Annotated in this window: 27 protein-coding genes, 2 pseudogenes and 1 riboswitch; of the genes and pseudogenes, 14 read left to right on the forward strand and 15 right to left on the reverse strand. The window is 57.4% G+C overall.

Annotation, left to right across the window (positions count from 1 at the left end; all coding sequences use genetic code 11):
* Positions 1 to 726: 726 nt before the first annotated feature.
* Entirely contained in the window at positions 727 to 1,194 is a 468-nt protein-coding gene (locus BJF92_RS00635) for a hypothetical protein (RefSeq protein ID WP_075632864.1), read from the reverse strand.
* A gap of 133 nt (positions 1,195 to 1,327) precedes the next feature.
* Between BJF92_RS00635 and BJF92_RS00640 the strand changes: the two genes are divergently transcribed.
* Positions 1,328 to 1,732 (forward strand): hypothetical protein, encoded by a 405-nt coding sequence (locus BJF92_RS00640; protein WP_143523846.1) that lies wholly within the window; start codon positions 1,328 to 1,330, stop codon positions 1,730 to 1,732.
* A gap of 7 nt (positions 1,733 to 1,739) precedes the next feature.
* On the forward strand, positions 1,740 to 4,217 hold the full coding sequence (locus tag BJF92_RS00645; RefSeq protein WP_143523847.1) for an HD domain-containing protein: 2,478 nt from the start codon (positions 1,740 to 1,742) through the stop codon (positions 4,215 to 4,217).
* A gap of 61 nt (positions 4,218 to 4,278) precedes the next feature.
* Here BJF92_RS00645 and BJF92_RS00650 read toward each other — a convergent pair whose 3' ends face one another.
* Positions 4,279 to 4,734, reverse strand: a complete 456-nt coding sequence (locus BJF92_RS00650) for a hypothetical protein (RefSeq protein ID WP_143523848.1) — start codon at positions 4,732 to 4,734, stop codon at positions 4,279 to 4,281.
* Between the two features lie 210 nt (positions 4,735 to 4,944).
* On the opposite strand from BJF92_RS00650, the gene BJF92_RS00655 reads away from it, so the two are divergent.
* The 10 genes and pseudogenes from BJF92_RS00655 (at position 4,945) to BJF92_RS00700 (ending at position 12,594) form a co-directional block, all read left to right on the forward strand.
* Positions 4,945 to 5,898, forward strand: a complete 954-nt coding sequence (locus BJF92_RS00655; protein WP_234794759.1) for a DUF1403 family protein — start codon at positions 4,945 to 4,947, stop codon at positions 5,896 to 5,898.
* Positions 5,899 to 5,900: 2 nt separating this feature from the next.
* The gene (gene scpB, locus BJF92_RS00660) at positions 5,901 to 6,587 is read left to right on the forward strand and encodes an SMC-Scp complex subunit ScpB (protein ID WP_075627909.1); all 687 of its coding nucleotides are present in this window, start codon (positions 5,901 to 5,903) and stop codon (positions 6,585 to 6,587) included.
* 31 nt (positions 6,588 to 6,618) lie between these two features.
* A pseudogene (locus BJF92_RS25885) lies at positions 6,619 to 6,732 on the forward strand (cytochrome b); the annotation flags it as partial.
* A gap of 72 nt (positions 6,733 to 6,804) precedes the next feature.
* A riboswitch (Fluoride riboswitch) is annotated at positions 6,805 to 6,884 on the forward strand.
* Positions 6,885 to 6,979: 95 nt separating this feature from the next.
* Positions 6,980 to 8,797: a voltage-gated chloride channel family protein gene (locus BJF92_RS00665; RefSeq protein WP_075627910.1), complete on the forward strand. Its 1,818-nt coding sequence runs from the start codon at positions 6,980 to 6,982 to the stop codon at positions 8,795 to 8,797.
* 10 nt (positions 8,798 to 8,807) lie between these two features.
* Positions 8,808 to 9,197, forward strand: a complete 390-nt coding sequence (gene crcB, locus BJF92_RS00670) for a fluoride efflux transporter CrcB (protein WP_075627911.1) — start codon at positions 8,808 to 8,810, stop codon at positions 9,195 to 9,197.
* Positions 9,194 to 9,631 carry an EamA family transporter gene (locus BJF92_RS00675; RefSeq protein ID WP_075627912.1) on the forward strand — a complete coding sequence of 146 codons (438 nt, stop codon included), beginning with the start codon at positions 9,194 to 9,196 and terminating at the stop codon, positions 9,629 to 9,631. Before crcB ends, BJF92_RS00675 begins: the two co-directional genes overlap by 4 nt.
* Before the next feature lie 217 nt (positions 9,632 to 9,848).
* On the forward strand, positions 9,849 to 10,655 hold the full coding sequence (locus BJF92_RS00685; RefSeq protein ID WP_075627914.1) for a universal stress protein: 807 nt from the start codon (positions 9,849 to 9,851) through the stop codon (positions 10,653 to 10,655).
* 176 nt (positions 10,656 to 10,831) lie between these two features.
* Positions 10,832 to 11,254, forward strand: coding sequence for a hypothetical protein (locus tag BJF92_RS00690; protein WP_075627915.1), 423 nt, complete (start codon positions 10,832 to 10,834; stop codon positions 11,252 to 11,254).
* A 57-nt stretch (positions 11,255 to 11,311) separates the two neighbouring features.
* Positions 11,312 to 11,818, forward strand: coding sequence for a sigma-70 family RNA polymerase sigma factor (locus BJF92_RS00695; RefSeq protein WP_075627972.1), 507 nt, complete (start codon positions 11,312 to 11,314; stop codon positions 11,816 to 11,818).
* Positions 11,818 to 12,594: an anti-sigma factor family protein gene (locus BJF92_RS00700; RefSeq protein ID WP_236769786.1), complete on the forward strand. Its 777-nt coding sequence runs from the start codon at positions 11,818 to 11,820 to the stop codon at positions 12,592 to 12,594. Before BJF92_RS00695 ends, BJF92_RS00700 begins: the two co-directional genes overlap by 1 nt.
* A gap of 99 nt (positions 12,595 to 12,693) precedes the next feature.
* Here BJF92_RS00700 and BJF92_RS00705 read toward each other — a convergent pair whose 3' ends face one another.
* From BJF92_RS00705 to BJF92_RS00730, 6 genes are all read right to left on the reverse strand, one after another.
* Complete coding sequence (locus BJF92_RS00705) at positions 12,694 to 14,070, reverse strand: YncE family protein (protein ID WP_075627917.1); 1,377 nt, start codon at positions 14,068 to 14,070, stop codon at positions 12,694 to 12,696.
* Positions 14,067 to 14,468, reverse strand: coding sequence for a DUF305 domain-containing protein (locus BJF92_RS00710; protein WP_075632868.1), 402 nt, complete (start codon positions 14,466 to 14,468; stop codon positions 14,067 to 14,069). Before BJF92_RS00710 ends, BJF92_RS00705 begins: the two co-directional genes overlap by 4 nt.
* A 420-nt stretch (positions 14,469 to 14,888) precedes the next feature.
* On the reverse strand, positions 14,889 to 15,509 hold the full coding sequence (locus BJF92_RS00715) for a DsbA family protein (protein ID WP_075632869.1): 621 nt from the start codon (positions 15,507 to 15,509) through the stop codon (positions 14,889 to 14,891).
* A 65-nt stretch (positions 15,510 to 15,574) separates the two neighbouring features.
* A complete protein-coding gene (locus tag BJF92_RS00720; RefSeq protein WP_078057769.1) occupies positions 15,575 to 16,717 on the reverse strand; it encodes a TDT family transporter in 1,143 nt (380 codons plus the stop codon).
* Between the two features lie 63 nt (positions 16,718 to 16,780).
* The gene (locus tag BJF92_RS00725) at positions 16,781 to 17,407 is read right to left on the reverse strand and encodes a uracil-DNA glycosylase family protein (protein WP_075627920.1); all 627 of its coding nucleotides are present in this window, start codon (positions 17,405 to 17,407) and stop codon (positions 16,781 to 16,783) included.
* A 5-nt stretch (positions 17,408 to 17,412) separates the two neighbouring features.
* Complete coding sequence (locus BJF92_RS00730; protein ID WP_075627921.1) at positions 17,413 to 18,291, reverse strand: LysR family transcriptional regulator; 879 nt, start codon at positions 18,289 to 18,291, stop codon at positions 17,413 to 17,415.
* Positions 18,292 to 18,417: 126 nt separating this feature from the next.
* Between BJF92_RS00730 and BJF92_RS00735 the strand changes: the two genes are divergently transcribed.
* Together BJF92_RS00735 and BJF92_RS00740 are read left to right on the forward strand one after the other, a co-directional pair.
* Complete coding sequence (locus BJF92_RS00735; protein ID WP_075627922.1) at positions 18,418 to 19,179, forward strand: substrate-binding domain-containing protein; 762 nt, start codon at positions 18,418 to 18,420, stop codon at positions 19,177 to 19,179.
* Positions 19,180 to 19,209: 30 nt separating this feature from the next.
* Positions 19,210 to 20,181 (forward strand): malate dehydrogenase, encoded by a 972-nt coding sequence (locus tag BJF92_RS00740; protein WP_075632870.1) that lies wholly within the window; start codon positions 19,210 to 19,212, stop codon positions 20,179 to 20,181.
* Between the two features lie 114 nt (positions 20,182 to 20,295).
* On the opposite strand, the gene BJF92_RS25895 is transcribed toward BJF92_RS00740, so the two are convergent.
* From BJF92_RS25895 to BJF92_RS00770, 7 genes and pseudogenes are all read right to left on the reverse strand, one after another.
* Complete coding sequence (locus BJF92_RS25895) at positions 20,296 to 20,577, reverse strand: hypothetical protein (protein ID WP_236769788.1); 282 nt, start codon at positions 20,575 to 20,577, stop codon at positions 20,296 to 20,298.
* 171 nt (positions 20,578 to 20,748) lie between these two features.
* Positions 20,749 to 21,132, reverse strand: a pseudogene (locus BJF92_RS26370) (TniQ family protein); the annotation flags it as partial.
* A gap of 20 nt (positions 21,133 to 21,152) precedes the next feature.
* Positions 21,153 to 22,031: a TniB family NTP-binding protein gene (locus BJF92_RS00750; RefSeq protein ID WP_075627925.1), complete on the reverse strand. Its 879-nt coding sequence runs from the start codon at positions 22,029 to 22,031 to the stop codon at positions 21,153 to 21,155.
* A gap of 6 nt (positions 22,032 to 22,037) precedes the next feature.
* A complete protein-coding gene (locus BJF92_RS00755; RefSeq protein ID WP_078057771.1) occupies positions 22,038 to 23,702 on the reverse strand; it encodes a Mu transposase C-terminal domain-containing protein in 1,665 nt (554 codons plus the stop codon).
* 246 nt (positions 23,703 to 23,948) lie between these two features.
* Entirely contained in the window at positions 23,949 to 24,095 is a 147-nt protein-coding gene (locus tag BJF92_RS26295; protein WP_342585765.1) for a DUF427 domain-containing protein, read from the reverse strand.
* A 20-nt stretch (positions 24,096 to 24,115) separates the two neighbouring features.
* Entirely contained in the window at positions 24,116 to 24,319 is a 204-nt protein-coding gene (locus BJF92_RS00765; protein WP_245294620.1) for a type II toxin-antitoxin system VapC family toxin, read from the reverse strand.
* Positions 24,316 to 24,573, reverse strand: coding sequence for a type II toxin-antitoxin system VapB family antitoxin (locus tag BJF92_RS00770; protein WP_075632874.1), 258 nt, complete (start codon positions 24,571 to 24,573; stop codon positions 24,316 to 24,318). Before BJF92_RS00770 ends, BJF92_RS00765 begins: the two co-directional genes overlap by 4 nt.
* Between the last annotated feature and the right edge of the window lie 42 nt (positions 24,574 to 24,615).

The following is a 24,615-nucleotide window of genomic DNA, read 5'->3' on the forward strand; positions in this document are numbered from 1 at the left end:
TGCGCGCATACCTTCTTCTCAAGCATATGCATCGCTGCAACCGTTATCTTTTGGTTGTGATTTATGAGTCCTGAGCCTAGCCCGAATGGATGTCAAGAAAGCCGAACTCGGACCATATCACTAAAGGGATTTGATGGCAGCTCCTTGCCCACGGCGCGCCAACACCCGACAATCGACTTCCGTCCCCATTACGGACATCAACTTCCAAGCAGGGAATACCTCTTGAACGGACATTATTTCCGCTTGCCCGACAATTCCAGCGTCGGCTCTTGAAGGGATCCGAACCGGCGACCCGGCCCGCAAGGTTAAGGTAACGTCTTGAAAAGTTGGGAGTTTGGTTTGGTAAGCCGAAGTCCGCGGCGAGCTAAGTCTTTACAACTTCGCATAATTCCAAGTTATGTGAAGTTCACTCAAGCTCTATCGATAACCCAACCGGCGAACAATTCAACTAAAGATTATTAGCCACAGCAGCCTTACTGCTATGTATTCTATGTTCGTCATCGCATCGCGAGCAGTTCGTTATCAATAGGCGTCAAGCTCAGCTGGGGGCTTCACTAGGAAAATTCCCGCATATAACTGTTGACGTCGATCCGCCGTACCCAACTTGGAGATCGAACTGGCGACGGACGGTATCAAACCTGGAAGACAGCGCGCCATCAATGAGGGCTATCTCGGCTGCTACGACCGATTTGCGGTAGCTTGAACAAAAGGCAGGCCTCTTGTCACTTATGGGCGCCGAGTAATACGCATACCCATGATCTTGGCGTCTCTGAAGGGCAAATCTAGTTGAGCCTCTTTCGTCTGCTCGTCTTCGGAAAAGGCGCGTGTGTTCAGGCGATCAACGACAACATCCAGCCGGATAAAGCAGCCTGCCTCGACGGTGGCAAGCTCGTTCTCGCTGAGGAACGCAAGCCGATCAGGAAGGATGCACAAAATCAGCAAGGCCCCTCCTGGCTTTAACTGCTGTTCCACCTCCTCGAACAGCCACACTGCGTTGTCGGTGAAACGCGAAACAGGAATAGTGAGCTTTGTTACCGCCTGGGCGATTGCGCAAAGAGCAACCAACTCAGCATAACTGTAGCGATCCGACCTCCCGTCGCGTCCAAAAAGCGGCGGAAGGGCCCTTTTCCAATGCCGCAACATCTCCTTGCTGATGCCAGCAAGCTCGAGGATCTGGCTTGTGTCGAAACGCATGCTAGACTCCTGGCCCGATCCGAACGACAATTGGGGACCAGGAACAAAATGGGGTTGACCCCACTTATAGCGGAGATTAACCACTGATAAAAGAAAAATCGCCACAATCGATTCGACGATCATGGAGGCCGTTATGTCCACTCGCTTCGAAAATGCCGAGTTGCTGGCTGCCCTTTGGCTGCTGGGTGCTGAGGGAGAGCGCCTGCCGACATCTCACGGTATTCTCGACAAGGCTCTGAAGGAGTGCATGGGCGTACTACCCTCTACTCTGTCCGCAAGTTTATCCTTTGGCGTGACTGGCGTTGGTTTGCGGTGCTACGAGTTGCCAGATATCCTGCTGGCAGCCCAGGAAGCCTTACTGACGACCGAGCCCAATCCCACGTATCTGTCGTCGTTGGTGACTTTAGACGAAGACAGCGCACGTCAGATCGTGCTCAGTTATGGTCTGAGCACAAGCAAGGCTCGAGAAATAGGCGAGTCACTTCTGGCCTCCGTCAAGCGCACTCGCGCTGCCGTCAAACAAGCTGCGGCAGCGTAGCAAAAACGTGGAACGGCTGCGCGACAACCTTCTGTCAGTAGCGCCGACGTTGGCTGGTCAGCTCGACACGCTCGTCTCACAATGGCTATCGAGTCTTATCAATCGGCTGGAGGCTAAGCGCGCTCCGGAATTTCGACCAAAACAGGTCAATGACCCGGTTTGGGGGACGATCGAGCTTCTCCCTTGGGAAGTAGGCTTACTTGACACGCCATTACTCCAGCGAATGCGGGGAGTCCGGCAACTGGGCCTGGCACAGCTGGTGTTTCCGGGCGCCAGTCATGGACGGCTGGAGCACATTATTGGCGTCGTTGGCGCCATCGAAGAAGTTTTGCGCGCCCTTGAGCGGCAGATTCAGCGATGGAATCGCGACCATAGCGGTACGCCCCTGCCCTCGATAACCGAAGCAGACCGTTACGCTTTGCGGCTAGCGGGTCTCTTGCACGACGTTGGCCACGGTCCCTTCAGCCACGCCCTTGAGCCCGTACTCGAAGTGAACGCGCCTCTGGCAGGCACCTCCGCAGGTGAAAGCGACGATTGGCGCAGAGAAATCAAGACGGTCCGCCGCGAATTTAAGAGACTGTACCAATTGAATGCGCCGCCCTCGGAGTCGGAAGTAATCGCGGCCTGTATGGTGCTTTCGGAACCGATGAAGAAGGTGCTTGCCAGCGATCGGCTGTTTACAGCCCGCGGCCGACCTGTCGAAGAACTTCAGGAAGTGATCGTCGCTGCAATTATCGGCGGTGTCGAAGGGCCAGGCGCTAGCCATTTGTCATCTATTGTCAGCAGTCAGATCGACGCCGACAAACTCGACTATCTTTCAAGAGATGCCCATCATTCGGGGCTAGAGATCGGCTTTGACACTGATCGCCTGCTGTCGCGACTGGAAATTCTTCATGTCCGAGAGTCGAATGTCGATGCATCGGAAAGCGAGCTAAGGGCCCGCGCTTCGCGAAGCGTCAATCAGACCTTTCATCAGCTTGGAATCGCAGCGTCGGGCTTTGGATCTTTTGAACAAATGCTGATCGGCCGGACATTCCTCTATGATCGGCTATATCATCACCACAAGGTTCGGTCCGCAGAGGCAATGGCTCAGCGCTTGATGCTAGTGGCCGAACGGGATCGCGCAAGTCGCTTTAGGCTCGATGAAATCTTCCTAAGTGTGGACGACGACACAATGCTGCGCATCCTTGCGCAAGAAGTGACCCATCCTGGATTTCCTCTTTCGCCAAAACCCTCGGCGGCAACAGCCTTGGCGAAGGGCATTCTTAACCGCGAGCTGTTGCATCGCGCTTTTGCATTTCGTGGTCGTTTTATTGCGTCTCCTCCAGGGCTCGATGGCAGCACGGCAGACCAAAACCGTGAAAAGCTATGGCGCCGCATCGTCAAGGAGCTGGATGATATCGGTGTCCGGTTCGATATCGGCGCGGAAATTCATCGTGTTGCGATCGCATGCGCTGAAGTCTTGGTGGCCAAAGGTGTCGATGTCGACATATCCCGGCCATGCAAAGAGGCCCTAGACCAGATAGGACCGGAACAGATAATCGTCGATCTACCGGCGCTGAAAGCTGAAGCTATCAGAATTCTAGCGCGCTATCCAAATGGCGCGATCAAGGTGCCAGAATTCTCCTTTAATCCAGTGAAGTGGTCGGACGCCTACGAATTACAGAAACGAACCGGGTATGTGTTCTGCCCGCGTGATGTCGTTCCTCTCGTGGCGTTAGCCTCCAAAATCGTCTTTCTCGGACATTTCGGCGTCACTATGAGCGAAGAGGCCGATGGCTACATCAAGACTGCCACCATCGTACCACGGAACTGGATCAATGCTTTGGTCGATGCCGAGATTATAGACACTGATGCAGCCGAGCACTTATCATCCAAGCGACACTCATTGCTGGCCCTCCGCGCGGATGATCTAAAAGTGCCAGGAACGTGGATCCAGGCTGATCCAGATTTTGCCTCTCGACTGGCTCTCGAACTAAACCGGCTTTTGCGCGCGGGTCTGACGGCCGACCACATCGAAGCCCTGGGACGTGTTTTGGGGGCCGTGTATGCTTTTGTCGACCATTGGTACAAGTCCGGCCAATTGACGAGACAGCTCGAAAACGAAGCCGAACTGCAAAAGCAGGTTCTGGCCGCCTTTCAATTGCGTGGTCTGCCGACCCAAGAGGGCTCGGTTGCGGGTGGTGGTAAGCTCGACATATTTGTTGACGGGGCTGTGCTTGTAGAGAATAAGTTCACGGGCCGCGTTGCCGACGTGGCAAACGCGGCACCGGCGGCCGGCATGCAAGGCCGACGCTATGCTATCGCGCTCGGTGCCCAAGTTGTTATCGTTGTTCTCGCATATGAACTTCCTTCAGGTGTTGTGCCGGCTCAACAGGAAACAATCAGCGTCCATGAAATCACACGGACTGACGGAAATCGCGCAGAAATACGGGTAAGCCTCCCGTATGGGGTGGTAACCCCGTCACGTGAAAGCCCGCAGTAGCCTTCCGTGCTCCTTCAGAGATGCGCAACGTGAAGACAAACGTCGATTGGTGGCAGGGGGTCTAAAGCAGGTTCCACTCGCGAAGGAAAAAACGGTTTAATCCCGCAAAAGGATAAGCCGGCCGACTCATTTCGTCGAATTTTGCCCTGATTGTCGCCTTCGTAGCCTCTCCGAGGCGTGGCTCGTCAAAACTCAGCTTCAGAATTCGCAGAATTCCAAGCTGCTCATAGCGCAACCGACGAAGCTCTTCGCGATTCAATCCCAGGAATTTCACCGCAGCGTCGTGAGCGCGCGTTGCGCGAGCCCCTGCGCCGGCCCGAATCCACACTTCGCGGTTGGCATCATCGGCCTCATAGGCCAATAGATCTGCTGGATCTTCTAGGTAAGGATGGATTAGATCTGCTTCCTCCGTGCCCCAGAGAGCAACGAGTTCCTCGTCATTTGTTAATGTAACATCACGGACCAAAGCCTGCACAAGCTGTGTCAACTGGATGCCGTTTGGCTGAGCATTGGGCATGAGAGGTGATTCAAGTAGCTGCCCGGAGATCGGGAAGTGGTCTCCCTTGTAAATCTGGTTACAGATCTGGCAGGCAAAAACGTAGTTGTCGAAGTCATATGCTAACCACCAATAAGTCAACCTTATCGGACGTTTTATCTTCGCGACAGGCTGTGCGGTTTATTAGGAAAAAACTAGCGAAAACCGCACATCTGATTTATGCTGCTGCGCATGTATTCGATCACATCTGCGTCCTCTGCCACCTCCACATGGCCCGGCCACCTCCCAAGCTGGGCGCTGGCGCGTGGCCGTGACATTGACGAGCGGGATGCTGCTTTCGCCGCAGGTATCGCGCTGAAATCACTCGACGATTTGATCCGTTCGAATACACCATGGATAGGCTGCTGGCGTGATCGTCTTGCTCTCAAGTCAGCCGCCGTCGCGGCCAGGATGCTCGGTCGCAACGAGGAAGAGCCCGCGCTGCGGGACGCCGTTTTGTTGACGCCCGCGGACGGTGATCCCGGTCCTGCCGGGAAGCTGTTTTTGGCCACACGAATGCTATCCCGCCGGATCGGCATGCCGGGCACATCGTTTATAAAGGAATTGGCCACGCTTCTATCGATCCGGTGGGACGACAATCTTGCCTCGGTCCCTGATCTCGTTGATTCTGCCATCCAGTCCGGGCGTTCGGCACCTTTCGCGGTGGCGGACCTTATAATGGCGATTTCTACGGCTCGCCCGGACGCAGAAGTGTTAGCACTTGGTCTGGGCGAGATGGTGCTGGCTCAGAAGCTGAACTGGTCTCAACCAGTTCCCCTGGTGCTACCCGAGCGCTTTGGCCCAGCTTTCCGCACCATCGGTGGCCGGGGTCGCGTCAAGCCGGGTGAGTCAACCTATTCGAAAGCGATCTGCATGGCGATTGTCGATGGCGCCGAACTGGCACTTCGTTCCGCTGCGGAGATCGATCGCCGCGCTAGCCGTTTGTTGGCCATCGCAGCCAAAGTCAGGACCAGAGGAGCTGAACCGGTCATCCGTCGGCTGTTGAACGAAGACGCTGTATCCGCTTCGGCAGCCGGGGCCAGCCTGTCACGATGGGCGGCAAGCCGGCTGTTCGAGCGGCTCGAAGGCTTTGAGGCGATACGCGAGCTCTCGGGCCGGTCCTCCTTCCGAATATTTGGATTGTGACAATGGCAGGAGCGCGCGCAGCCAAACCCCGCCGTAAAGCCGAGGAACGCAAGCAGGAGATCCTGTATGATCGCGAGCTCCTGGACTTGCCGTCGGAAATGCGCTGGCGGGAATGGATGATGCGGGTCGAGGCGGTCATCTTTGCGTCCTCCGAGCCGGTCAGCCGCGAGACTCTGGCGCGGGTGGTCGGCAAAGACTGCAGCATCGACCTGCTGATCGACGACCTGGTCGGAGAGCTGCGAGATCGACCTTATGAACTGGTCTCGGTCGCAGGCGGGTGGCAACACCGGAGCCGACCAAGGTTTGCCGAGACGATCCGTGCTTCGTCCGCGCCTACGCGAGGCGGTGTGGCAGCGTTGTCTGAATCTGAGGCGATGGTGCTGATGGCTGTCGGATATTACCAGCCAATCACGCGCGGTGAGTTGTCAAAGATATTTGGCAAGGACGTCAGCCGCGATACGATCGGCGGTTTGCGTGGAGCAGGTTTTATCGGCTCCGGCCCACGGAGCCCCACTCCGGGCGCCCCATATACCTATGTCACGACGCCATATTTCCTCTCGGCCTTTGGCATGGAGACATTGCGGGACCTGCCAAATATCGAGGCGCTGGAAGACGCTGGTCTCTTAAGTAAGCAGGGTGGCTCGGTGGATACTGACCCGGCCATCGGGGACGACATGTTGGAAGATTGACAGCTTTCGGCTTGGTACCGCATTGCGCACTTCACAGGTATTGAAGGCGATCCTGCGGGCGACGATCGCTGCGCACGCCGTTGGTGCTTTGGCACAGCATTTTTATTTCCGGACAGATGTCCTGCGTCGCATGACAAGCGGCTAGCATCTGATCCGCGCCTTTCCGGCTGCCGCTGCAGCTTCGGCCATGTTGACGCGGCACCAGACTTCATCTACTCAAGTTTCCGGTAATGGATTCTGCCTGGCCATGGTGGCCGAACCGCTTCGCAGGATGAAGCTGATGACTCCTACTCAACTTGCCGCAGCCGGCAGAGGGGTAGAGTTGTGTCAGATTACCAACTATCGAATTCGATCGTCGTTGTGGCGTGCGCTTTTTCTGGAGCGCTCGCGTGATGATCCGTCAGTTTTCCAGCCTGCGCCTTCAGCAAATCCAGAGCATCGGCAAATGGGTTGCGGTCACCGTCCCGATGGCGATGATTGTCGGGTCCCTTGTCGCCTTTTTCCTCTGGAGCCTCGATCGCGCCACGGAACTGCGCTTCGCCTATCCCTGGCTGATCTTTCTGATGCCGATCGCCGGTTTTGCCATGGTCTGGGCCTACGGGCGCTTCGGCGGGACGGCTGAGGCCGGCAACAATCTTATCGTCGACCAGATCCATGAGCCAGGTGGCGGCGTGCCGCTACGCATGGCGCCCTTCGTCCTCGTCTCGACTGTACTCACCCATCTTGTCGGAGGGTCGGCCGGACGCGAAGGAACGGCGGTTCAGCTGGGCGGTAGTATCGCCAGCGCCTTAGCCAAACTGTTCAAGCTATCAACCGCCGACATCCGCATCCTGCTGATGGCAGGTATCGCGGCAGGGTTTGGGGCAGTCTTCGGAACGCCGATCGCCGGCGCGATCTTTGCGCTGGAGGTGCTGACCATCGGGCGCATGCAATATGAGGCCCTTCTGCCTGCTCTGATGGCGGCCATCTTGGCCGACTGGACCTGTCATGCCTGGGGAATCGGTCATATCCAGTATCATATCGCCTATCTGTCCAATTTCGATATCGGCGGCGCCTTCAATCTCGACGGTTGGCTACTGGCGAAAGTCTCTCTGGCAGGGGTGATATTCGGGTTGGTCGCCCATCTCTTTGCCGAGGCCAGCCACGATCTGTCGGCCCTCTTGAAAAAGGTGATCAGGTACGCGCCGCTAAGGCCCGTCCTCGCAGGGCTGGTCCTGATCGGCCTGACCTATCTTCTTGGAACTCGAGCCTATCTCGGCTTGGGGGTCTGGTCGCCTGATCCGGCGGACCCGACCATTCTCGGCTTCTTCCGCCCTGATCACGTCGATTACTGGAGCTGGTTGTGGAAGGCACTGTTCACGATCATCACACTCTCGGCCGGCTTCAAGGGTGGTGAGGTGACGCCGCTGTTTTTCATCGGTGCAGGGCTTGGCAGTGCGCTCGGCGGGCTTCTCGGCGCCCCGGTCGATTTGATGGCGGGACTTGGCTTCGTCGCCGTCTTTGCTGGCGCAACGAACACGCCACTTGCCTGCATGGTCATGGGGATTGAACTCTTCGGGGCCACCCATGGCGTCTATATCGCCACCGCCTGCTTTCTCGCCTACCTCTTCAGCGGCCATTCGAGCATCTATTTGTCTCAGCGTATCGGCGTCGTCAAATCGGCTGGTTCGGACCTGCCGACCGGTGTTCCGGTGCGCGCGATCCGAACGAAGGGCGGCAGAACGCCCGCGCCTGTGGCAACGCATGCAAATTCCCTCTCCATTCACTCCAATCTGACCGAAAGGCCTATCGTCATGACCCACACCGTCTCCTCACGCGAATTCGGCATGGTGCGCATCTATCTTCGCCCTGGGGAGAAAGTGAAGGCGGCTAAGCGCTGGTTCGGCAGCAAGCCGCTCTATCGTGAACTTGTGATCCAGGCGAAAGCGGCAGGGATCATCAATGCGGTCGCTCATCACACGACGTTCGGATACAGCAACCACGGCAAGATGCAGTCAGAAGGTGTGGAGATCCAGAACCCCAATCTCACCATGTGCGTCGAACTGATCGCGCCGAAGCAGGATCTCGAGACCTTCTGCCGGACGCACGGTGAGTTGCTATGCCGCAAGGTGGTCATCTACAAGCATATCGAGCAGTGGGAAGTCCTGGGTGAAGAGATTGCGGCGCAAGACGCGCTGTCGGGTCGCTTGTCGTCATCCAGCACGTTCTGAGGAAGCGATCATGGGATTTGTCATCGTATTTCTGGATGCAGGCGTCGGTGGTGCCGTCCGCCATGGTGTGAACCTTATAGTGGCCCATCTGCTCGGACTTGGTTTTCCATGGGCAACCTTATCGATCAATATCATCGGGTCATTGCTGATGGGTATCCTGACGGAGATTTTTGTCATGCGAACCGGGCTGCCGCAGGAACTGCGGTTGTTTCTGACAACCGGCATTCTTGGCGGTTTTACGACCTTCTCGACGTTTTCGCTGGATGCTGTAGGGCTTTGGGAAAGGGGAGAGACTAGCGCCGCCATCCTCTACGCCAGCGCTTCTGTCATCCTGGCATTCATTGCAGTGTTCGCTGGCATGGCGCTGGTGCGTGGTATGGTTGGAGGTCAAACGGCATGAAAAGTATTCTTCTTGGCTGGCCCTTCTGGGCGCTATTGTCGGCTGGCTTTGCGGCAATGACGGCTATCTTCGCAAAAGTCGGGGTCGAAAACGTCAATTCCGATTTCGCGACTTTCATTCGCACGATCGTCATTCTGGCCGCCGCCGGGATGATGGTCTATGTCACCGGAAACTGGCAATCGCCGGGTACGGTGTCCGGCCGTAGCTGGAGTTTCCTTGTTCTATCGGGCCTGGCAACCGGCGCGTCGTGGATCTGCTATTTCCGGGCGTTGAAACTCGGTGATGCCGCACGCGTTGCGCCGATCGACAAGCTCAGTGTCGTCTTTGTCGCAATCTTTGCCGTACTCTTTCTGGGGGAGCGTCTGTCGCTCCCCAATTGGCTTGGCGTCTGCCTGATTGCCTGCGGCGCTGTCCTCGTCGCTTACCGCGCCTAGAGCAGACCAGATGTCGAACCCACTCCGTCTCCCCATCTGGCAGGTCTGGTACGCGTGGCACGCAGTTCTACCAGAGGATGATCGTATATTCTGGCTGGAAGTCGTGTGGAGGCGATGGGAGCCGACGGATGGGCGATGGCGGTATCGCTCATTTCGAACACGAGACGAACGGGACGCAGAAGCTGCGTCGCAGGAAATCTGAATCAGGAGGAACACCATGCACGTTGTTGCGCTCATCCCACATCCTAAAACAGCCCTTTCCAGCCTGCTGATCGCCGACGCTGCATCAGCGGTCGAACCGGGATCAACAATCACGGCGCTCCATGTTTGCGTCGATCCCGCCAAGATCGGAGGCAGTGTAGAGGAAGTCGACATGCAGGAAATGCGGATCCGCGATGAGGGCACGGCCTCTCAGCGACGGAACGAGGTCAGAAAGATCTTCGAGGAGTGGTCGGCAGGGCGTGAACCGTCGCCGGCTGGCGCCAAGGTCGAGTGGGTGGAAGCTGATGGTGGAGAAGAAGACGGTGTCCGCAATCATCTCGGATCGGCCGATCTGGTGACCATCGCCCGCCCGCAATCGATGGACGGCGGCGACGCCCTGCATGCGGCGCTCTTCGATCATCATAGGCTGGTGGTTTTTACGCCGGATACTAACGGAACTGCGGTTTCTTTCGGCCGCTCGATTGCCATTTTCTGGAGGGACGATGACGAAATACGTTCTTGCCTTCAAAAGGCCAGAGCTTGGCTCCGCGCTGCTGATACATTGGTAATTCTCGCAGCACACGAGAACGAAGTCCCAGAGGCGGTTGGGTTCATTCAGTCACTGCATGTCAGCGGGACAGGGCGGCTGCAGACCTCCGTGGCGAAAAACGCCGACGAATTTCTGGAAAAGGCCAATAGGGGCGGTGCCGATACACTTTTGATGGGCGCCTACCGTCATGGCGCATTTCTTGAGGCCGTCTTTGGCGGGGCCACGAAGACAGTGATGGACCACACAAGTTTGCCCGCTTTTCTTAGCCATTAGACCCAAATACGACGCATCTTCATGTGGAACTTCGCCCAAGGAATCCGTTCTACAAGCAAAAAAGAGTTCCATATCCTTGAGCGCAGTGAAAGAGTGAAAAATTATTTTGCTGCCGGGTGGAATAACGCGTGATTGCCAGCGTCTCTCTGCTGTCATTTCAACAAGGAGATCACACTATGCGCAAAACAGTTCTGATGGCTCTGCCGCTCGCTTTTCTCATGTCTACCGGTGCAGCCCTTGCTGGCCCTGCCATGGACATGGCCAAGACGCGTATCGAAGCGATTGCCAAGGGCGATGTCGCGACAATCACCAAAGACTACGGCAAGGATCCTTCCCTTGCCTGGATTGGTGGTCCGCTCGACGGCAGTTATGCGTCGGAAAAGGCGATTGCGGAAGTCTGGGCCAAATTCTCGACGGCACAGGGCGAACAGACCGCCACAGTCGGTGAACTCTGGGAGGCAGCCAATCCCAAGGGCGCGACCGTTGCCGCGAATGTTGTCTTTGCCGGCAAGAACAAGGTTCCCGTTCTTTACATCATGACCTATCGTGACGGAAAACTTGTCGACGAAATCTGGCAGGTCAACCCGCCTGCAAAGTAAGGCGACGGGTGGCCATGCCGGCTTCGCCGGTGTGGCCACCGATCCGAAGGGCTGATGATGTCGACAATGGCGATGCGACTGGAGGCTGAAATACCGGCATTGCGACGCTATGCCTTCGCGCTTCTGCGTGATCACAACCGCGCCGACGATCTCGTGCAGGATTGCCTTGAGCGTGCGATATCGCGCTGGTATCTGCGCCGGACTGATGGTGACCTGCGGGCATGGCTGTTTACCATCATGCGAAACCTGCACATCTCGGCTGGACGCCAATCCCAGCGCCGGGGTCCACACCACGACCTCGATACCGTTATGCTCCCCGGATCGCCAGCCGATCAGGATCATGGCATTGCCGTGCGCGATATACTCGAAGCGCTCGATAGGCTTTCCGACGATCAAAAATCGCTTCTGCTTCTGGTTGGCGTCGAGGATCTGTCCTATGAGCAGGCTGCTGCCGTCATTGGTGTGCCGGTAGGAACCGTGATGTCGCGGCTGTCGCGCGCCAGGCAGAAATTCCGATCTATCCTAGACAACAAGACGCCCGTGACCTTGCGAAGGGTAAAATGATGAACACCGGTTCGCCGATCGGCGAAGATGATCTTCAGGCTTACATTGACGGAAAGCTGCCGCCTGACCGTCAGGCGCTTGTCGACGCCTATCTTGCTGGTCATCCTGAAGTGAGCGCAAGGGTCACGCAACAGCTTGCGGACCGGGAAGCTTTGCGTGTGCGGCTGTCTGAAAAATTCGCAGAGCCCATTCCAGCGCGGCTGCGCATCGCCAACCTTCAGTCCAACGCAGCTTTGCGAAGACAAGGCTGGTATCGCTCCGCCATGACCGCTTGCATCTTCCTGGGAATAGGCCTGGCCGGTGGCTGGTGGCTAAAGCCTGAAGGCGTGCAAATCAACGCAGCGCGATTGTCCGAGGCGGGTTTTGCCGCGAATGCATCTGACGCCTATCGGACCTTCGTGGTCGAAGTAGCCCATCCGGTCGAAGTTGGAGCGGATGACGAGGCACATCTGGTCACATGGCTGTCGAAGCGATCCGGCCGGGCACTGACGCCACCGAACCTTTCGGCATTCGGGTATAAGCTGCTCGGCGGACGCGTCCTTCCGGGCGGTGGCGCTGCGGCTGCACAACTCATGTACGAGGATGACAAAGGCGAGAGGCTGGCCGTTTATCTACGCGCCGGCCAATCAGCGCAGACAGCGTTCACGTTTGAAGAGAAAAACGGCGTGTCCAGTTTTGTCTGGGTGGATCAGGGGTTCGATTTCGCGGTATCCGCCTCGGTCGATCGGGCAAAGCTCCTTCCGATCGCAACTGCGATCTATCAAGGAATGATTTGAATCCGGTCAATCTCAGTGCGGTGTCAAAAATGACTGCGGCATTGTAAGAACGCCGCAGTCAACTTGTTTTGGGGTTGCCCGTAACAGGTAGCCAAACTGTTAGTTGCTCTGCAAGACCGCATTTGCTAGCGGTTCTGTTCCCTCAACGAGGATAACCTTAGGTGTCTTGGAGGCTTCGCCCGGTTTAACGATGGAGCGGGTCGGACTGGTGGCAGATGCCATCGCGGCACCTTTGGCATCTGTCTTGAACGCCACGATCGGTTCCGGCTGACCTTCGAACAACAGCGCATAAGCCGTGTCCGGCTTCAATTTCGAAACGCTGAGATCTACGATATCGATCAGGCCAAGATTGCGCGAGACGACCATTCCGCCGCCTTGCGCATCTGCGGCAGGCTTCAGCATAAGTGTGATGTTCTCCGGCATGTCCTTGCGTGGTTCAAGGTTTTGGCGGCCATCGCCTGTCGGGACCGCATCCGGAACGTAGATCAGCGCTTGTGGGGCCTGGCCTGAGGGGATATGGGCGATCTTCTCATTCTTCTGAGTGTCGATCACGTCCACCGCGTCGCCATTTTCGAGGCCAACAAAGACGCGGCTGCCGTCGCCCGAACCCCAGACACCGTGCGGCAAGGCACCGACGGGAATGGTGGCTATCAGCTTGGCCTCGTCGTTCAGCGTGTAGACTTTTACGACGTTCTCGCCGCCGATGGTCACATAAGCCAATGTTCCGGCGGATGTTTTGGCGAACGCCAGATGGTTGGTGATCGGACCGCTATCGATCACGCCCTTGACTTTCAATGTCTTGGTATCAATCCGCGTCACCTTGCCGACATCCTTGTGGGTTAGCCAGGCTTCCTTTCCATCTGGTGTCACCTGAATGAACGGTGAGAATGGGGAGACCACCGGAATGGATGCGAGCAGCTTTTTCGACGCGACATCGAACACCTGAACGACCGGATTGAAGCTGTTGGCCACAAAGGCGCGCTTGCCGTCTGGCGTAAAGATCGTCATGCCGGGACCGCTCTCGGTCTTGATGCGATCGGTCTCCTTGAATGTCTTCGCATCAATGACCGAAAGGTAATCCTCGCCACGCACGGTTGCCCAGACGTGTTTGCCATCCGGCGTGAAGAAGGCCTCGTGCGGGTTGCGGCCGATATAGGCGACACCTTTGATCTTGTTTGTCGCGGTATCGATGAAGGTCACGGAATTGGTCACCGTCGAGACGGCGACGATGGTACGGTGATCCGGCGAGAAGCCAAGGCCGTGGACGTTGACCTCACCCTTGTAAAGCGGGCTCAAGACATTCGGGCGTGGGTCGCCGAGCTTGATCAGGCCGAGAAGCGTGTTGGTCGATGGATCGATGACAGATACGGTGTTGCTGTTCTGGTCAGCAGCATAGACCCGGTCCTTGGATTCGGGCAGGGCAAAGGCTGGCGTGCTCGCCATCAGGGCGATCAGCAGGGCTGCGGAACGTGTCATTTCGAAGTCTCCGGGTTGGCGGCGACGGAGCCGCGCTGTTGTGTGAGCATCGAATTCATCAACTGAATTTCGTAAGCCTGCTCTGTAATGATCGACTGGGCGAGGTTTCGGATCTGCGGATCTTTGGTGGTGAGCAACACAGCCTTGGCCATGTCGATGGCGCCCTGGTGATGCGGGATCATTTGCGCCAGAAAATCGTGGTCTGGATTGCCTGTTTCGGGGACCGCCATCATGCCGGCATGCATTTTGTCCATGGCGACCTTCATGCTTTTGGAGAACGCAGTGGAAGTGCCGCTATCTTCCATGCTCATCGCCGGATGGTGGTCGTGGGACTGCTCAGCAGATGCACTTCCCACAAAGACGAAACTGGCAACAAGTATGAAACTGTAGACGCGCATGGCAAAATCCTTTTGGCTTGAGTGGATAAGAACGCTGTGGGTCGCCGTTTATTCCATTGCTCATCCGTATTTGTTCTCACGTCGGCGTGAGCGGTTGGCACGCGCGGTACTTGCCGGTCTGCGCTAAGAATTATGGAAGGCGTATCTTGACACGAAGCGTGCCGAAATACTGCTTGCTCATATGCCGCCAAGAGGATCACGCGCGGCGGATCCAATCTGCCTGTGAACGATGTCTGAGGGCGATACCCGCAGCGGATTACGGTATGGAGAATGAACAGTCGGTTGGAACAGGGCGAAAAAGCACACATTCTAAGCCGTTCGACGACGGCGCCCAGTCGTCCGTCTTTTCAGAGGAAAACCAGCCTGGTCGATCGTAGGAAAACTTCCCACAGGGAATTCCGCCACTCTCAGATTTTGGTTTCACTCCAGGCTGGCGGTGGCTTTCATGACTGCTTTGGCGACCTCGTTGAAACTCATTTCAATCCGAACCTGGTGGCCGTTGACGAAAAACGATGGCGTGCCGGCGACTCCGAATTTTTTGTTCGCTTCGGTTGTCGCAGCATTGAGCTTGTCGAGATAGGCCTGATCGGCGACAGCGCGATCGAAACCCGCGCGGTCGATGCCCATGCTAGCGGCGATCTCGCGCAATGCATCCTCGGCATTGGCGGCGCCGGCAATCTCATCGAATTTCGTCATGAAGGACGATACCGTCTCGTCGAATTTGTCTCGGCCCCGCGCATTCGCCAGCATGAAGATAACGGCATCCACCGAGTTTCGCACGAAGGGCCGGTAAGCGATCTTCAACTTACCCGATGCGACATATGTATCATGCAGTTTCGGCAGGTCTCGTTCATGGAAGTCGATGCAGTGGCTGCAGGTTGGGGAGGAATAGACGACAAGCGTCACTGGAGCGGTCTTCTCGCCAACGAAGCTGTCTTGGAATACGGCCGGGTTCATCAAATCCTGCACGGGTTCGGCCTTGGCCGATGTCACGCATCCCAAAGCAATGCCGACGATCACGGCCATCATACGAAAGGTCATGTCTTCTCCTGTTCGGTTACGAGAAAAAACACTCCGGCATGAGCAATGCCGGAGTGTTTCGATCATCAGTCGGCCTTGAGGCAGGGCGAGACGAAGAGCGAGCGGTCAAGAGTGCCCTTGATCGTCTTGGCCGCGACCAGCAGCCACATGCAGACAAGTGCAGTAACAAGAACCGCGCCAAAGATCGCGATAGACGACATCGGCACCATCGTTGAGAGACGAAGTGTGGCGACGGCAAACACGCCAAGCGGGAAGGTATAGCCCCACCAGCCGATATTGAATGGCAGGCCCTCGCGAAGGTAGCGCAGGGTGATCAGGACAGCAGTCGCCAGCCACCAGATGCCGTAGCCCCACAGGAGGATCGCGCCGAGGAAGCTGGCACCACCGAAGGCCGGAGCAACGCTCGCCAATCCATTCGCCGACAACACGGCGGGTCCGGTCTGGCTCATGACGAGAAGACCAAGGGCACCGGTTCCGATCGGGCCGAGAGCCAGCCAGCTCGAGGCGGCCATGTTGACATGCGGAAGCTTGTGGACCGCCATGCGCAGGAAAAGGATCACGAGCACGCTCATGGCCAGCGGAACCGAGCAGGCCCATAGGACCAGGCTGGTCATCAGCACCGTCAACTGCGTTTGAGCGTCGGCGATGTGGGGCAAAAGCAGGCCACCGCTGACGGCCGCCACCTCGCTCGCCACGATCGGCAGCAGCCAGACCGCTGTCATTTGGTCAATCGAGTGGGATTGGCGCGTAAACATCATGAATGGGATTGCAAGACCGCAGGCCAGCGACAGTGTGACGTCGATCCACCAGAGCGTCGTTGCGATTGCCACCGCCGTGTCGCCGATATGCGGGATGCCATAGATCAGGAAGCCATTTATAATCGTGGCCAGTCCCATCGGGATGCAGCCAAAAAACATCGACACGACAGAATGCGAGAAGACGCGGCTTGCCTCATGAAAATAGAGCAGCCAGCGTGCCGTGTAGAGCGTTGTGCAGGTGGCAAATAGCAGGATATTGAAGAGCCAAAGCGCCTGACCCATCGCGAAAAGCCACGGATGCCCAGGAAACTGTGCGAGAGCGACCGAAAGGATGCCGGTGCCCATCGTGGTCGCGAACCAATTTGGCGTAAAATTTCGTATGACGTAGCCCTGCATAGGAACGTCCGGGGCTGGCGTGACCGGCCTCTTGAAGGCAACAACCTTGTGCATCGAATTTCTCCTGATCGTTGAGGAGAAAATACGAGGGTACATCGATCAGTTCCAACGCATAGTTCAGGATATTTCGATCGCCGTTTTCGATTGATCGAGTTTTGCGGCGGCAGCTTCGAAAGCCGCGTGAAGGCGGTCGCGCAGCGTCGGCGAGGTATTGATCAGCGTCGGGCTCGGATGGGGGCAGAGTATCACCTCAATGCCGGCATCCACCAGTACCCCTTCAGCACCGCTCGCCACCGCGCCCGCCAGGATGGCGACACGTAGGTTCGGCAGCAGCGGCAGAAGGCCTGCAAGTCCCATGATGCCCTCGCGCCGCTCGCTGGCCACGATCGAGCCTCGGGTTGCGCGGACCCACGGGACTGTATTCCACAGAACGATGTCTCGGCGCGATATCCCTGCGCCAGTCAGCGCCGTGCGCAGGTTCTTCGCCGTGCCGGTCGGGTTATCGATCGAAACGAAACGCCGGCCGCGTTCGACCGGACTTGGTCCAGGCGTCTCCAAAAGGATCAGCAGTCTTGCGCTGATACCGCCATCGTATGGATCGAAGTTCGGCATATCCCGGTCGGAGTTGAGCTGAAGGTGCTCCCGGAAGGCGTTCAATGGCTGCATATGCGCGCTGTCAAGCGCGGCCAACCGCTTCTCGCGTCGATGCTCGTGCCAGAGCGTATCAGGTCCGCGATAGGTCATCGTGTCTATTCCGACAACAGGGCTTCGAACGCATCGGCCGCCTTGGAGCGATACCGCTCCTTATGCCGGAGCAGGAAGAATGGCCGCGGAAGCGGAGAAGCATTGGCCTCGACCAGCAGGCCGCTGTTGAGTTCGGTCTGGGCAGCACTTCGCGATGTCAGTGTTGCCCCCATGCCGGCCTCGACTGCGCCGAGCACGGCCTCGTTTCCGGGCAGGACAATTGCAACGTTCAACGCCTGCAGCTTCAATTTCTCTTTCGTCATCATCGTCTCGAAGGCGAGCCGTGTTCCCGATCCGGGTTCGCGAAGAACCCATGTCGCGTCTTCAAAATCGGCTTTTCCGAGCTTTTTGCCTTTGGTCCATGGATGAGTTGGCGACACGACGAGGATCATCTCATCCGTGGCGATCATGCGCGACGACAAGGCCGGTCTGTCGACCGCGCCCTCTACAACGCCGAGCTCAACCCGCCCTGCCTCAACCGCGTCGCCTACCGCCTCGGTATTGCCGATCCTGACGTCGAGACCGAGACCAGGATAGCGTGTGTGAAACTTCGCTAGCCTGGAGGGCAGCCAATAGGCACCAACAGTCTGGCTCGCCATAATCGACAATTCCCCGCGCAAAAGTCCGGCAAGGTCGCTTAGCGCAGACTCGGCGGCTTTCGCTTCAGCCAAGACCTGAAGTGCATGCTCGAGAAAGATCGTTCCGGTTTGGTTTAGGACGATAGAACGACCGATCCGGTCGAACAAAGCCACGCCGTGCCGTTCCTCAAGCGCGATGACCGCAGCACTGACGGCCGACTGCGTCATATTCATCGCTTTGGCAGCCTTGGTGATGTGCTGTTGGCGGGCGACTTCGGCGAAGATGCGCAATTGGTCGAGGGTCATGAGGATAGCAACCTTGAATCTGCTCCGAGTTATAATCGATTTATCCGAATGTTCGTAGCAAAATTATGCGATGGAACTGATGCAGAATGGCGCTAGTTTTCTCTTACCAGATACGGAGGAAATACCATGCTGAAATCCATCATCACCGGCGCGGTGATGCTTGTCGCCACGACAGCACCAACGCTTGCCGCCGATATCCACGTCTATGGTCCCGGTGGACCACTCCCTGCCATGAAGGAGGCGGCAGCCGCCTTCGAGAAAAGCTCCGGCAACACGGTGATCGTTACCGCCGGCCCAACGCCGCAATGGATCGGCAAGGCTAAAGACAATGCCGACCTGATCTTCAGCGGCTCAGAGACGATGATGTCGGATTTCGTGAAGGCGATGGACGGCCAGATCAAGGACGCCGATGTCGTACCGCTCTACGTGCGTCCTTCCGCTATCCTGGTGCGTCCGGGGAACCCGGAGAAGATCACCGGCCTCGCTGATCTGTTCAAGCCCGGCCACAAAGTGCTTGTCGTCAATGGTGCCGGGCAGAACGGTCTTTGGGAAGACATGGCCGGACGAACCGGCGACATTGAAAAGGTGAAAGCTCTTCGCGCCAATATCAAGACCTTTGCCGCCAACAGTGCCGAAGCCAAAAAAGCCTGGACCGAGGACAAGTCCTTCGATGCCTGGATCATCTGGAATATCTGGCAGGTCGCCAATCCAAAACTCGCAGATGTCGTCGAGGTCGAACCGGACTATCGCATCTACCGAGACACCGGGATCGTGCTGACCGAGCGCGGAGGCAAGAATGCCGACGCCAAAGCGTTTTCGCAATTCCTTCAGGGCCCTGAGGCCAAGGCGATTTTTGCCAAGGCCGGCTGGACCACGCCCTCGAAATAACCCTATACCGTCTCAGGAAAGATAACGACCATGCAATCCACTCCCAAAAAGATCGCTGTGACCGGTGCTGCCGGCCAGATCTGCTATTCCCTGCTGTTTCGGCTGGCGAATGGTGACCTTTATGGCAAGTCGCAGCCGATCGAACTTCGACTTCTCGATCTGCCTCAAGCCCAGCACGCCGTACGCGGCGTCGTCATGGAACTGGAAGACTGCGCCTTTCCGCTGCTGCACAACATCGTCATGACGGATGATCCCCGCCAGGCGTTCGAAGGTGTCGATGCGGCGTTCCTCGTCGGCTCCAGACCGCGATCAAAGGGTATGGAACGGCGGGACCTGCTTGCTGCGAATGCAGAGATCTTCAAGGTGCAGGGCAGGGCGATCAACGAAGTCGCCGGACGCCGGGCCAAAATTTTGGTGGTTGGCAACCCTGCCAACACCAACGCTTCCATCCTGATCGCCAATGCTCCGGACTTTAACCCAAGGCAGGTCAGCTCGATGATCCGGCTTGATCACAACAGGGCGTTGACCCAACTGGCGCGCAAGGCCGCCTGTGGCGTCGGCGACATCGACAAGCTCGTTGTGTGGGGCAATCACTCGCCGACCATGTTTGCCGACTGGACCTATGCAACGGCTGCCGGAAGGCCCTTATCCGAGACCATCGCCGACGACCATTGGTACAAGGAGGTGCTGATCCCTGAGATCGCAAGGCGTGGCACCGCCATCATAGAGGCGCGCGGCGCGTCGTCCGCGGCATCCGCCGCCAATGCAGCGATCGATCAGATGCGTGATTGGATGCATGGCACGGATGGGCGCTGGACATCGATGGCTGTTATATCGCAGGGGCAGTATGGCATACCGGAGGGTCTGGTGTGTGGCGTACCTGTGATGTGCGAGGACGGTGATTATAGCGTCGTTGAAGGTCTCGATCTGGACGGGTTTCAGAAGAGTAAGCTGGACAAAACGATAGAAGAGCTTGTCGGAGAGCGCGACGCCTTATCCTGATATGGTGGGATGGGGAGGCTGGCACAGAACCTGTGCGGAGATTGCACGCCTGTTCTCCGCAAAATTTCTGAGAATAGGCGCCAGCCTCCGAAGAGGCGAATGCCGCCACGACGATCAGCGAGCTGCAGCTTGACGGGCTGGTTCAATTTTATCTTTCATAATCCGCTTCGACCGCCGAATGGGAAGGACGAAGCCCTCATCCAGATAGGCGTCGTCGGGGATGAAGCGCTCGAACAAGCGTATCCGGCTGGAAACCGACATAGTCGGTAGAACTGCGATCAAATCTTGTCGCCAAGGCCATTTCGGCGGATTGTTCGTCGCCAGGATGTTCGCCACTGTACCGATAGAACGATTGATTATCTGTTCAAAGTATTGCGCTTCAATGGTCACCGGCACCTTGGATGCCCGCCGCAGGTCATAAGCGCAAGAGGTGCAGACATGCTGGCCGACAAGCCGTGGCTGAGCGAAGGCAGTAATTCCGCGGTGGCACGATGGGCAACGGTCGCGTAATCCGCACCTGTGGATAAAGCAGGAGATTCTAGTCGAGTGTCGCCATCCCCTCCGAAAATATGGGGGCTGATCAGAATCGAGGCACGCAGGACAGAATTGCAGCCACGTCGAAGCAGCACGACGGGCTTTGATGACCAGTGGTAGCGGCATGTGTCTGTAATCACATGGCTGCAAGGCCATTGACGACAATCGGTCTCTCGGAATTCCAGATCCCTCCGAGAGCTGGTCCAAGACATCGTCCTGAAGTTTTAAATCGAACCTGGCAGACCACATTCTGTGGCGCAGTCCAAGAACGCGCGCAAAATCTCGCGGTGCTACGCCATTGGCAGAAGCGATCCGATGTAACCAGCTCGACAGGAGTTCGTCGGCGTGTGGTTCTACTTTAACCGGCCACCGTTCATACACAACGTCCCGGTAGCGCTCCTGCGGAATGACCACCATCAGTGACGGCCCAAGCAGGCTCAAAGAAGCGCCTCACGAATGGGCCCATGCCGTCTTTTGGACAGCGGAATGTACCGCAGGTTATCGATGGAGGATCTGGTGATACGTTCGTCTCCCTCCTGGATTGCTGCAATCGCGGCCTTGGTCAGGATCGCGACGATCTCTCCGATCAGCCCCTCGGAAAGACCAAGAATGTGTCGGGCCTTTCGCTCCGCCGACAGATCCGAGCTGCGTGCGAGGGGCAAGGCGGCCTCGAGACTGTCCAACAATGACAGGTAGGCCTCATCGTACGACCAGCGCGGAATCGGAAAGAGTTCGAACCGACTCGCCATCTCGCTGGTTGCACATATGTAGTCGTAAACCGTGACCTCTCCGACCAGAACCGGCGAGATATCGTATTGCCGACCAATGCGACGCAGAAATGCGAAGACTGCTTCAACGTCACGCGGCCGGCCCCTAAGCGCGTTGTGGAATTCGTCAAAGATTAGGACCTTCGGCCTGAGCGCCGCAAGGAGATGGTCGAGCTGCTCCGCTTTGCGTCCGACAGTCCACACATCGCCGCCCGGCGCGTTGAGCGCGTGGAGAATGCTGGCGTAAAAATGGCCAAGTCCTGCACCTTCCCGGGTCTGGACGATCCAGACCTTCTGGTCTGCGGAGGCCTTCAGGCAATCCACGGCAAATCGTTCGACGATCATCGTCTTGCCATTGGCGTAAGGCCCGACAATCATCAGCCCTTGCGTGCGCAGTGAAGGAGGGCGTGACAACAAATCCGATAGCCGCTGATGGCTTTCGATCGCAGCTTGATGCCCGATCCACCTCGGAGCTCGGATATACGCGATCCGCTCCTCAATGGTGCGGTCGAGATAGGGGCGAACATGTTCGAAGAGGTGATCTTCCATAGCCGACTACCAGTCTTCGACCTGTAGTCGGGCCTTTGGCCGCTCTTGCTGGATCGTTTGTATCGGAACTGATTCCGATGTTTCAGCCATTCGTTTTTCCGCGGGCGCGGCATAAATGCCCCGCGCCGCATTGCGCAGCCGGCGCTTTGAAAGCCCGGCGGTGTTTGCAATCGTGGTCATTTCCCGGCGCAGCGAGACGATCTCGACGCTGGATCGGCCGCTCAAGTCGCGCCTCCGTGCCCTTTCGGCCCGATGCTCCCACAGTGTGATACTGGCGACCACGCCATCTCGCCGCTCCACTGCCCGAAACACTTGTGTTTCGGGGTCGCGAACAAAGATCTGGCTTATATTGCGGGGATCGTATCGCACTTCGAGCTTACTGAGCCGATCTCGTTCCGGCACCAGCCTGCCAATCCAACTCGAATAGTAGTGCAGCGCGAACAGACTGATCCCTTGAGGCGACAATTGCCTCTGACCGGCCGGCAAGAAGGAGAGCAGCACATGGTGCTGGTCGTCGATGATATGAGGGTGGCCTGACGCACGCTGCTCCCACTCCTTGACGGGAATGTTCAGCGTTTTCGGATTTTGATGGCGATTATGATCCAGGATCGCCAGGACCACGCACCGCTCCAATTCGGAAAATGAGAGGCGGGCACGGTGTTCGGCAGGATATTCGTCACGAGCTGCCACGGAACGTTTCGTGGTGCCCGGTAATGTTGCCAACACACCGTTCAGCTTTCCTAGAAGCCGTTCCACGACGCCGCCGTGGTGAACCCGAGCGCGATCCCGATATCGAATGCGGATCCCGTATTCGTCGCAGCCTCGCTGAAAAGCATGCCCCTTGAACTCCATCGCCGAGTCGGCCACAAGCAGCCGGGGCCTTCCATACATTGGCCAGTCATGGCGAATATCGCGCGATGCGAGCCAGCCATCCTTGGGGCAAATCGCCTGCGCAAGGCAAAGCGCCACCGACAGCACCGAGGGTTTTTCCAGCGATAGGCAAAAGCCCAGGATGGCACGGGTGGCAACGTCGGTCACCAGTGTCAGATACGCCCGCCCGACGAAAACCCCGGCCCCATCGATGACCTCGACGAAATTTACATCCGTCGGCGTGTGGTCGATCTGGCAGACATCTAATGGGTTTGTTGCATGGATGTATCCAGGCCGTGGCTTCAGCCGCAACAAATGTTTCGGATTGGCCGAGCGCTTCCTCGCGATCGTTTCGGCTGAAAACAATTCAGGGATCCTGCGCGCGACAGTGACATACGATGGCTGGGACAGGCCTGCCTCCTCGCAGCGCGCGCGGATTTCGGCGACGACCGGAGCCAATGGCGGCGCTTCGAGGGTGAGCCACTGCTCCTGCAAAGTTCTCGCAACGATAGCTTCGACGTCCGCCGAGATCCGCTTTCGCCGGGGGCCGGATGTGCGCGGCAGGAGCGCGGTCACCGTTCTGTCGGTTCGATATCGGGCCAAGAGATTGTATATTTGTCGGGACGACAGCCTCAATTCCGCAGCAGCGCGGTCAATGGCCGATTTGCGCGAACCGTATCCTTCCAGGATGCGATCCAGTTGGTCCGCGAGCCTGCGCGCAGCCGCCCAATCGGCTTCAGTAGATTCACGGGCAGGTGTCGATCGGCAATATTGAAATGGATTTGGCACATCTGGCCTCATCGAAATCGTTAGCGATAATCGTTCCTACCAATAACGCCTAACTCTAACAGCCTAATGACGATTTCCAGTTTGAAACCTCAAAGTAAAAGCCACAATCGGCCTAAAATACAGCATCTGTTTCTGTTAAAAGGTGAAACGCTCTAAGCGCGCGAGACCTCTGGCGGCCGTCTGTGCCCTTCAAGCCTCTGTCTGGATCGCGACCTTGTTCGGATAAAATGCAAGATGGCCCGCAATGTCGGCAACGGCCTAGTGGGGCGTCTCATAGCTCCAGCCGCCGCTTTGCCCGTTCGGCCCGCTCGAAAGGTCGAAATACGAGGCGTCGCCCTTATAGGGGCAATGTGTAGAGCGGTGGAGCGCCGTCATGTCGGTGTCCTCCCTCGGCACATAGAACACCGCGGGATGGGCCGCTTCCTTCAGTGTGAGAGCCCGCCGGCTGTCGGCTGAGCAATAATGGCGGCGGCGTTAGGAAATTGCCTTCCCGTCAGGACCATTCGGGCTTCAAGAAGGGTCGGCCAGCCAACGACGATTTCTTCACGGCTAACGAGTGTGTGAAAAAGCTCTGCCTCGGGCTCGCCAAACGCGGTTGCCACGACAACCGAGGTATCGACTGCGATCATTTCGGCACGCCTTTTTCGTCGTAAAGGTCATCGTGCGCCGATGTTGTTCCCGGTGGCACCGAGCGCCGTCCTTCTGCCATTAATTGCCAGAGCGCATCAGCGGGCGTTTGTCCTAGCTTTTGGCTCAGTTCCTGATCATAGCGCTCAAGCGCGATTTCAACGAGCCGGTTGATAGGCTGGCCGGTGCGGCGGGACAGCGCATGGGCCAGGTCCCGGGCCTTGCTGCTGCGTATAGAAAGCTGCGGTTCGGACATCACGGTTCTCGCCATTCTGACGCAGATGACAGAGGTGTTCGT

The organism is Xaviernesmea rhizosphaerae (genome assembly GCF_001938945.1).
GTDB classification, from domain to species: domain Bacteria; phylum Pseudomonadota; class Alphaproteobacteria; order Rhizobiales; family Rhizobiaceae; genus Xaviernesmea; species Xaviernesmea rhizosphaerae.

What these genes read in the sequence shown, in the direction of transcription:
- BJF92_RS00635 (WP_075632864.1), bottom strand. Translation starts at nt 1,194, where the DNA reads ATGCGTTTCGACACAAGCCAGATCCTCGAGCTTGCTGGCATCAGCAAG.
- BJF92_RS00640 (WP_143523846.1), top strand. Translation starts at nt 1,328, where the DNA reads ATGTCCACTCGCTTCGAAAATGCCGAGTTGCTGGCTGCCCTTTGGCTG.
- BJF92_RS00650 (WP_143523848.1), bottom strand. Translation starts at nt 4,734, where the DNA reads ATGCCCAATGCTCAGCCAAACGGCATCCAGTTGACACAGCTTGTGCAG.
- BJF92_RS00655 (WP_234794759.1), top strand. Translation starts at nt 4,945, where the DNA reads ATGTATTCGATCACATCTGCGTCCTCTGCCACCTCCACATGGCCCGGC.
- scpB (WP_075627909.1), top strand. Translation starts at nt 5,901, where the DNA reads ATGGCAGGAGCGCGCGCAGCCAAACCCCGCCGTAAAGCCGAGGAACGC.
- BJF92_RS00665 (WP_075627910.1), top strand. Translation starts at nt 6,980, where the DNA reads ATGATCCGTCAGTTTTCCAGCCTGCGCCTTCAGCAAATCCAGAGCATC.
- crcB (WP_075627911.1), top strand. Translation starts at nt 8,808, where the DNA reads ATGGGATTTGTCATCGTATTTCTGGATGCAGGCGTCGGTGGTGCCGTC.
- BJF92_RS00675 (WP_075627912.1), top strand. Translation starts at nt 9,194, where the DNA reads ATGAAAAGTATTCTTCTTGGCTGGCCCTTCTGGGCGCTATTGTCGGCT.
- BJF92_RS00685 (WP_075627914.1), top strand. Translation starts at nt 9,849, where the DNA reads ATGCACGTTGTTGCGCTCATCCCACATCCTAAAACAGCCCTTTCCAGC.
- BJF92_RS00690 (WP_075627915.1), top strand. Translation starts at nt 10,832, where the DNA reads ATGCGCAAAACAGTTCTGATGGCTCTGCCGCTCGCTTTTCTCATGTCT.
- BJF92_RS00695 (WP_075627972.1), top strand. Translation starts at nt 11,312, where the DNA reads ATGTCGACAATGGCGATGCGACTGGAGGCTGAAATACCGGCATTGCGA.
- BJF92_RS00700 (WP_236769786.1), top strand. Translation starts at nt 11,818, where the DNA reads ATGAACACCGGTTCGCCGATCGGCGAAGATGATCTTCAGGCTTACATT.
- BJF92_RS00705 (WP_075627917.1), bottom strand. Translation starts at nt 14,070, where the DNA reads ATGACACGTTCCGCAGCCCTGCTGATCGCCCTGATGGCGAGCACGCCA.
- BJF92_RS00710 (WP_075632868.1), bottom strand. Translation starts at nt 14,468, where the DNA reads ATGCGCGTCTACAGTTTCATACTTGTTGCCAGTTTCGTCTTTGTGGGA.
- BJF92_RS00715 (WP_075632869.1), bottom strand. Translation starts at nt 15,509, where the DNA reads ATGACCTTTCGTATGATGGCCGTGATCGTCGGCATTGCTTTGGGATGC.
- BJF92_RS00720 (WP_078057769.1), bottom strand. Translation starts at nt 16,717, where the DNA reads ATGCACAAGGTTGTTGCCTTCAAGAGGCCGGTCACGCCAGCCCCGGAC.
- BJF92_RS00725 (WP_075627920.1), bottom strand. Translation starts at nt 17,407, where the DNA reads ATGACCTATCGCGGACCTGATACGCTCTGGCACGAGCATCGACGCGAG.
- BJF92_RS00730 (WP_075627921.1), bottom strand. Translation starts at nt 18,291, where the DNA reads ATGACCCTCGACCAATTGCGCATCTTCGCCGAAGTCGCCCGCCAACAG.
- BJF92_RS00735 (WP_075627922.1), top strand. Translation starts at nt 18,418, where the DNA reads ATGCTGAAATCCATCATCACCGGCGCGGTGATGCTTGTCGCCACGACA.
- BJF92_RS00740 (WP_075632870.1), top strand. Translation starts at nt 19,210, where the DNA reads ATGCAATCCACTCCCAAAAAGATCGCTGTGACCGGTGCTGCCGGCCAG.
- BJF92_RS00750 (WP_075627925.1), bottom strand. Translation starts at nt 22,031, where the DNA reads ATGGAAGATCACCTCTTCGAACATGTTCGCCCCTATCTCGACCGCACC.
- BJF92_RS00755 (WP_078057771.1), bottom strand. Translation starts at nt 23,702, where the DNA reads ATGAGGCCAGATGTGCCAAATCCATTTCAATATTGCCGATCGACACCT.
- BJF92_RS00765 (WP_245294620.1), bottom strand. Translation starts at nt 24,319, where the DNA reads ATGATCGCAGTCGATACCTCGGTTGTCGTGGCAACCGCGTTTGGCGAG.
- BJF92_RS00770 (WP_075632874.1), bottom strand. Translation starts at nt 24,573, where the DNA reads ATGTCCGAACCGCAGCTTTCTATACGCAGCAGCAAGGCCCGGGACCTG.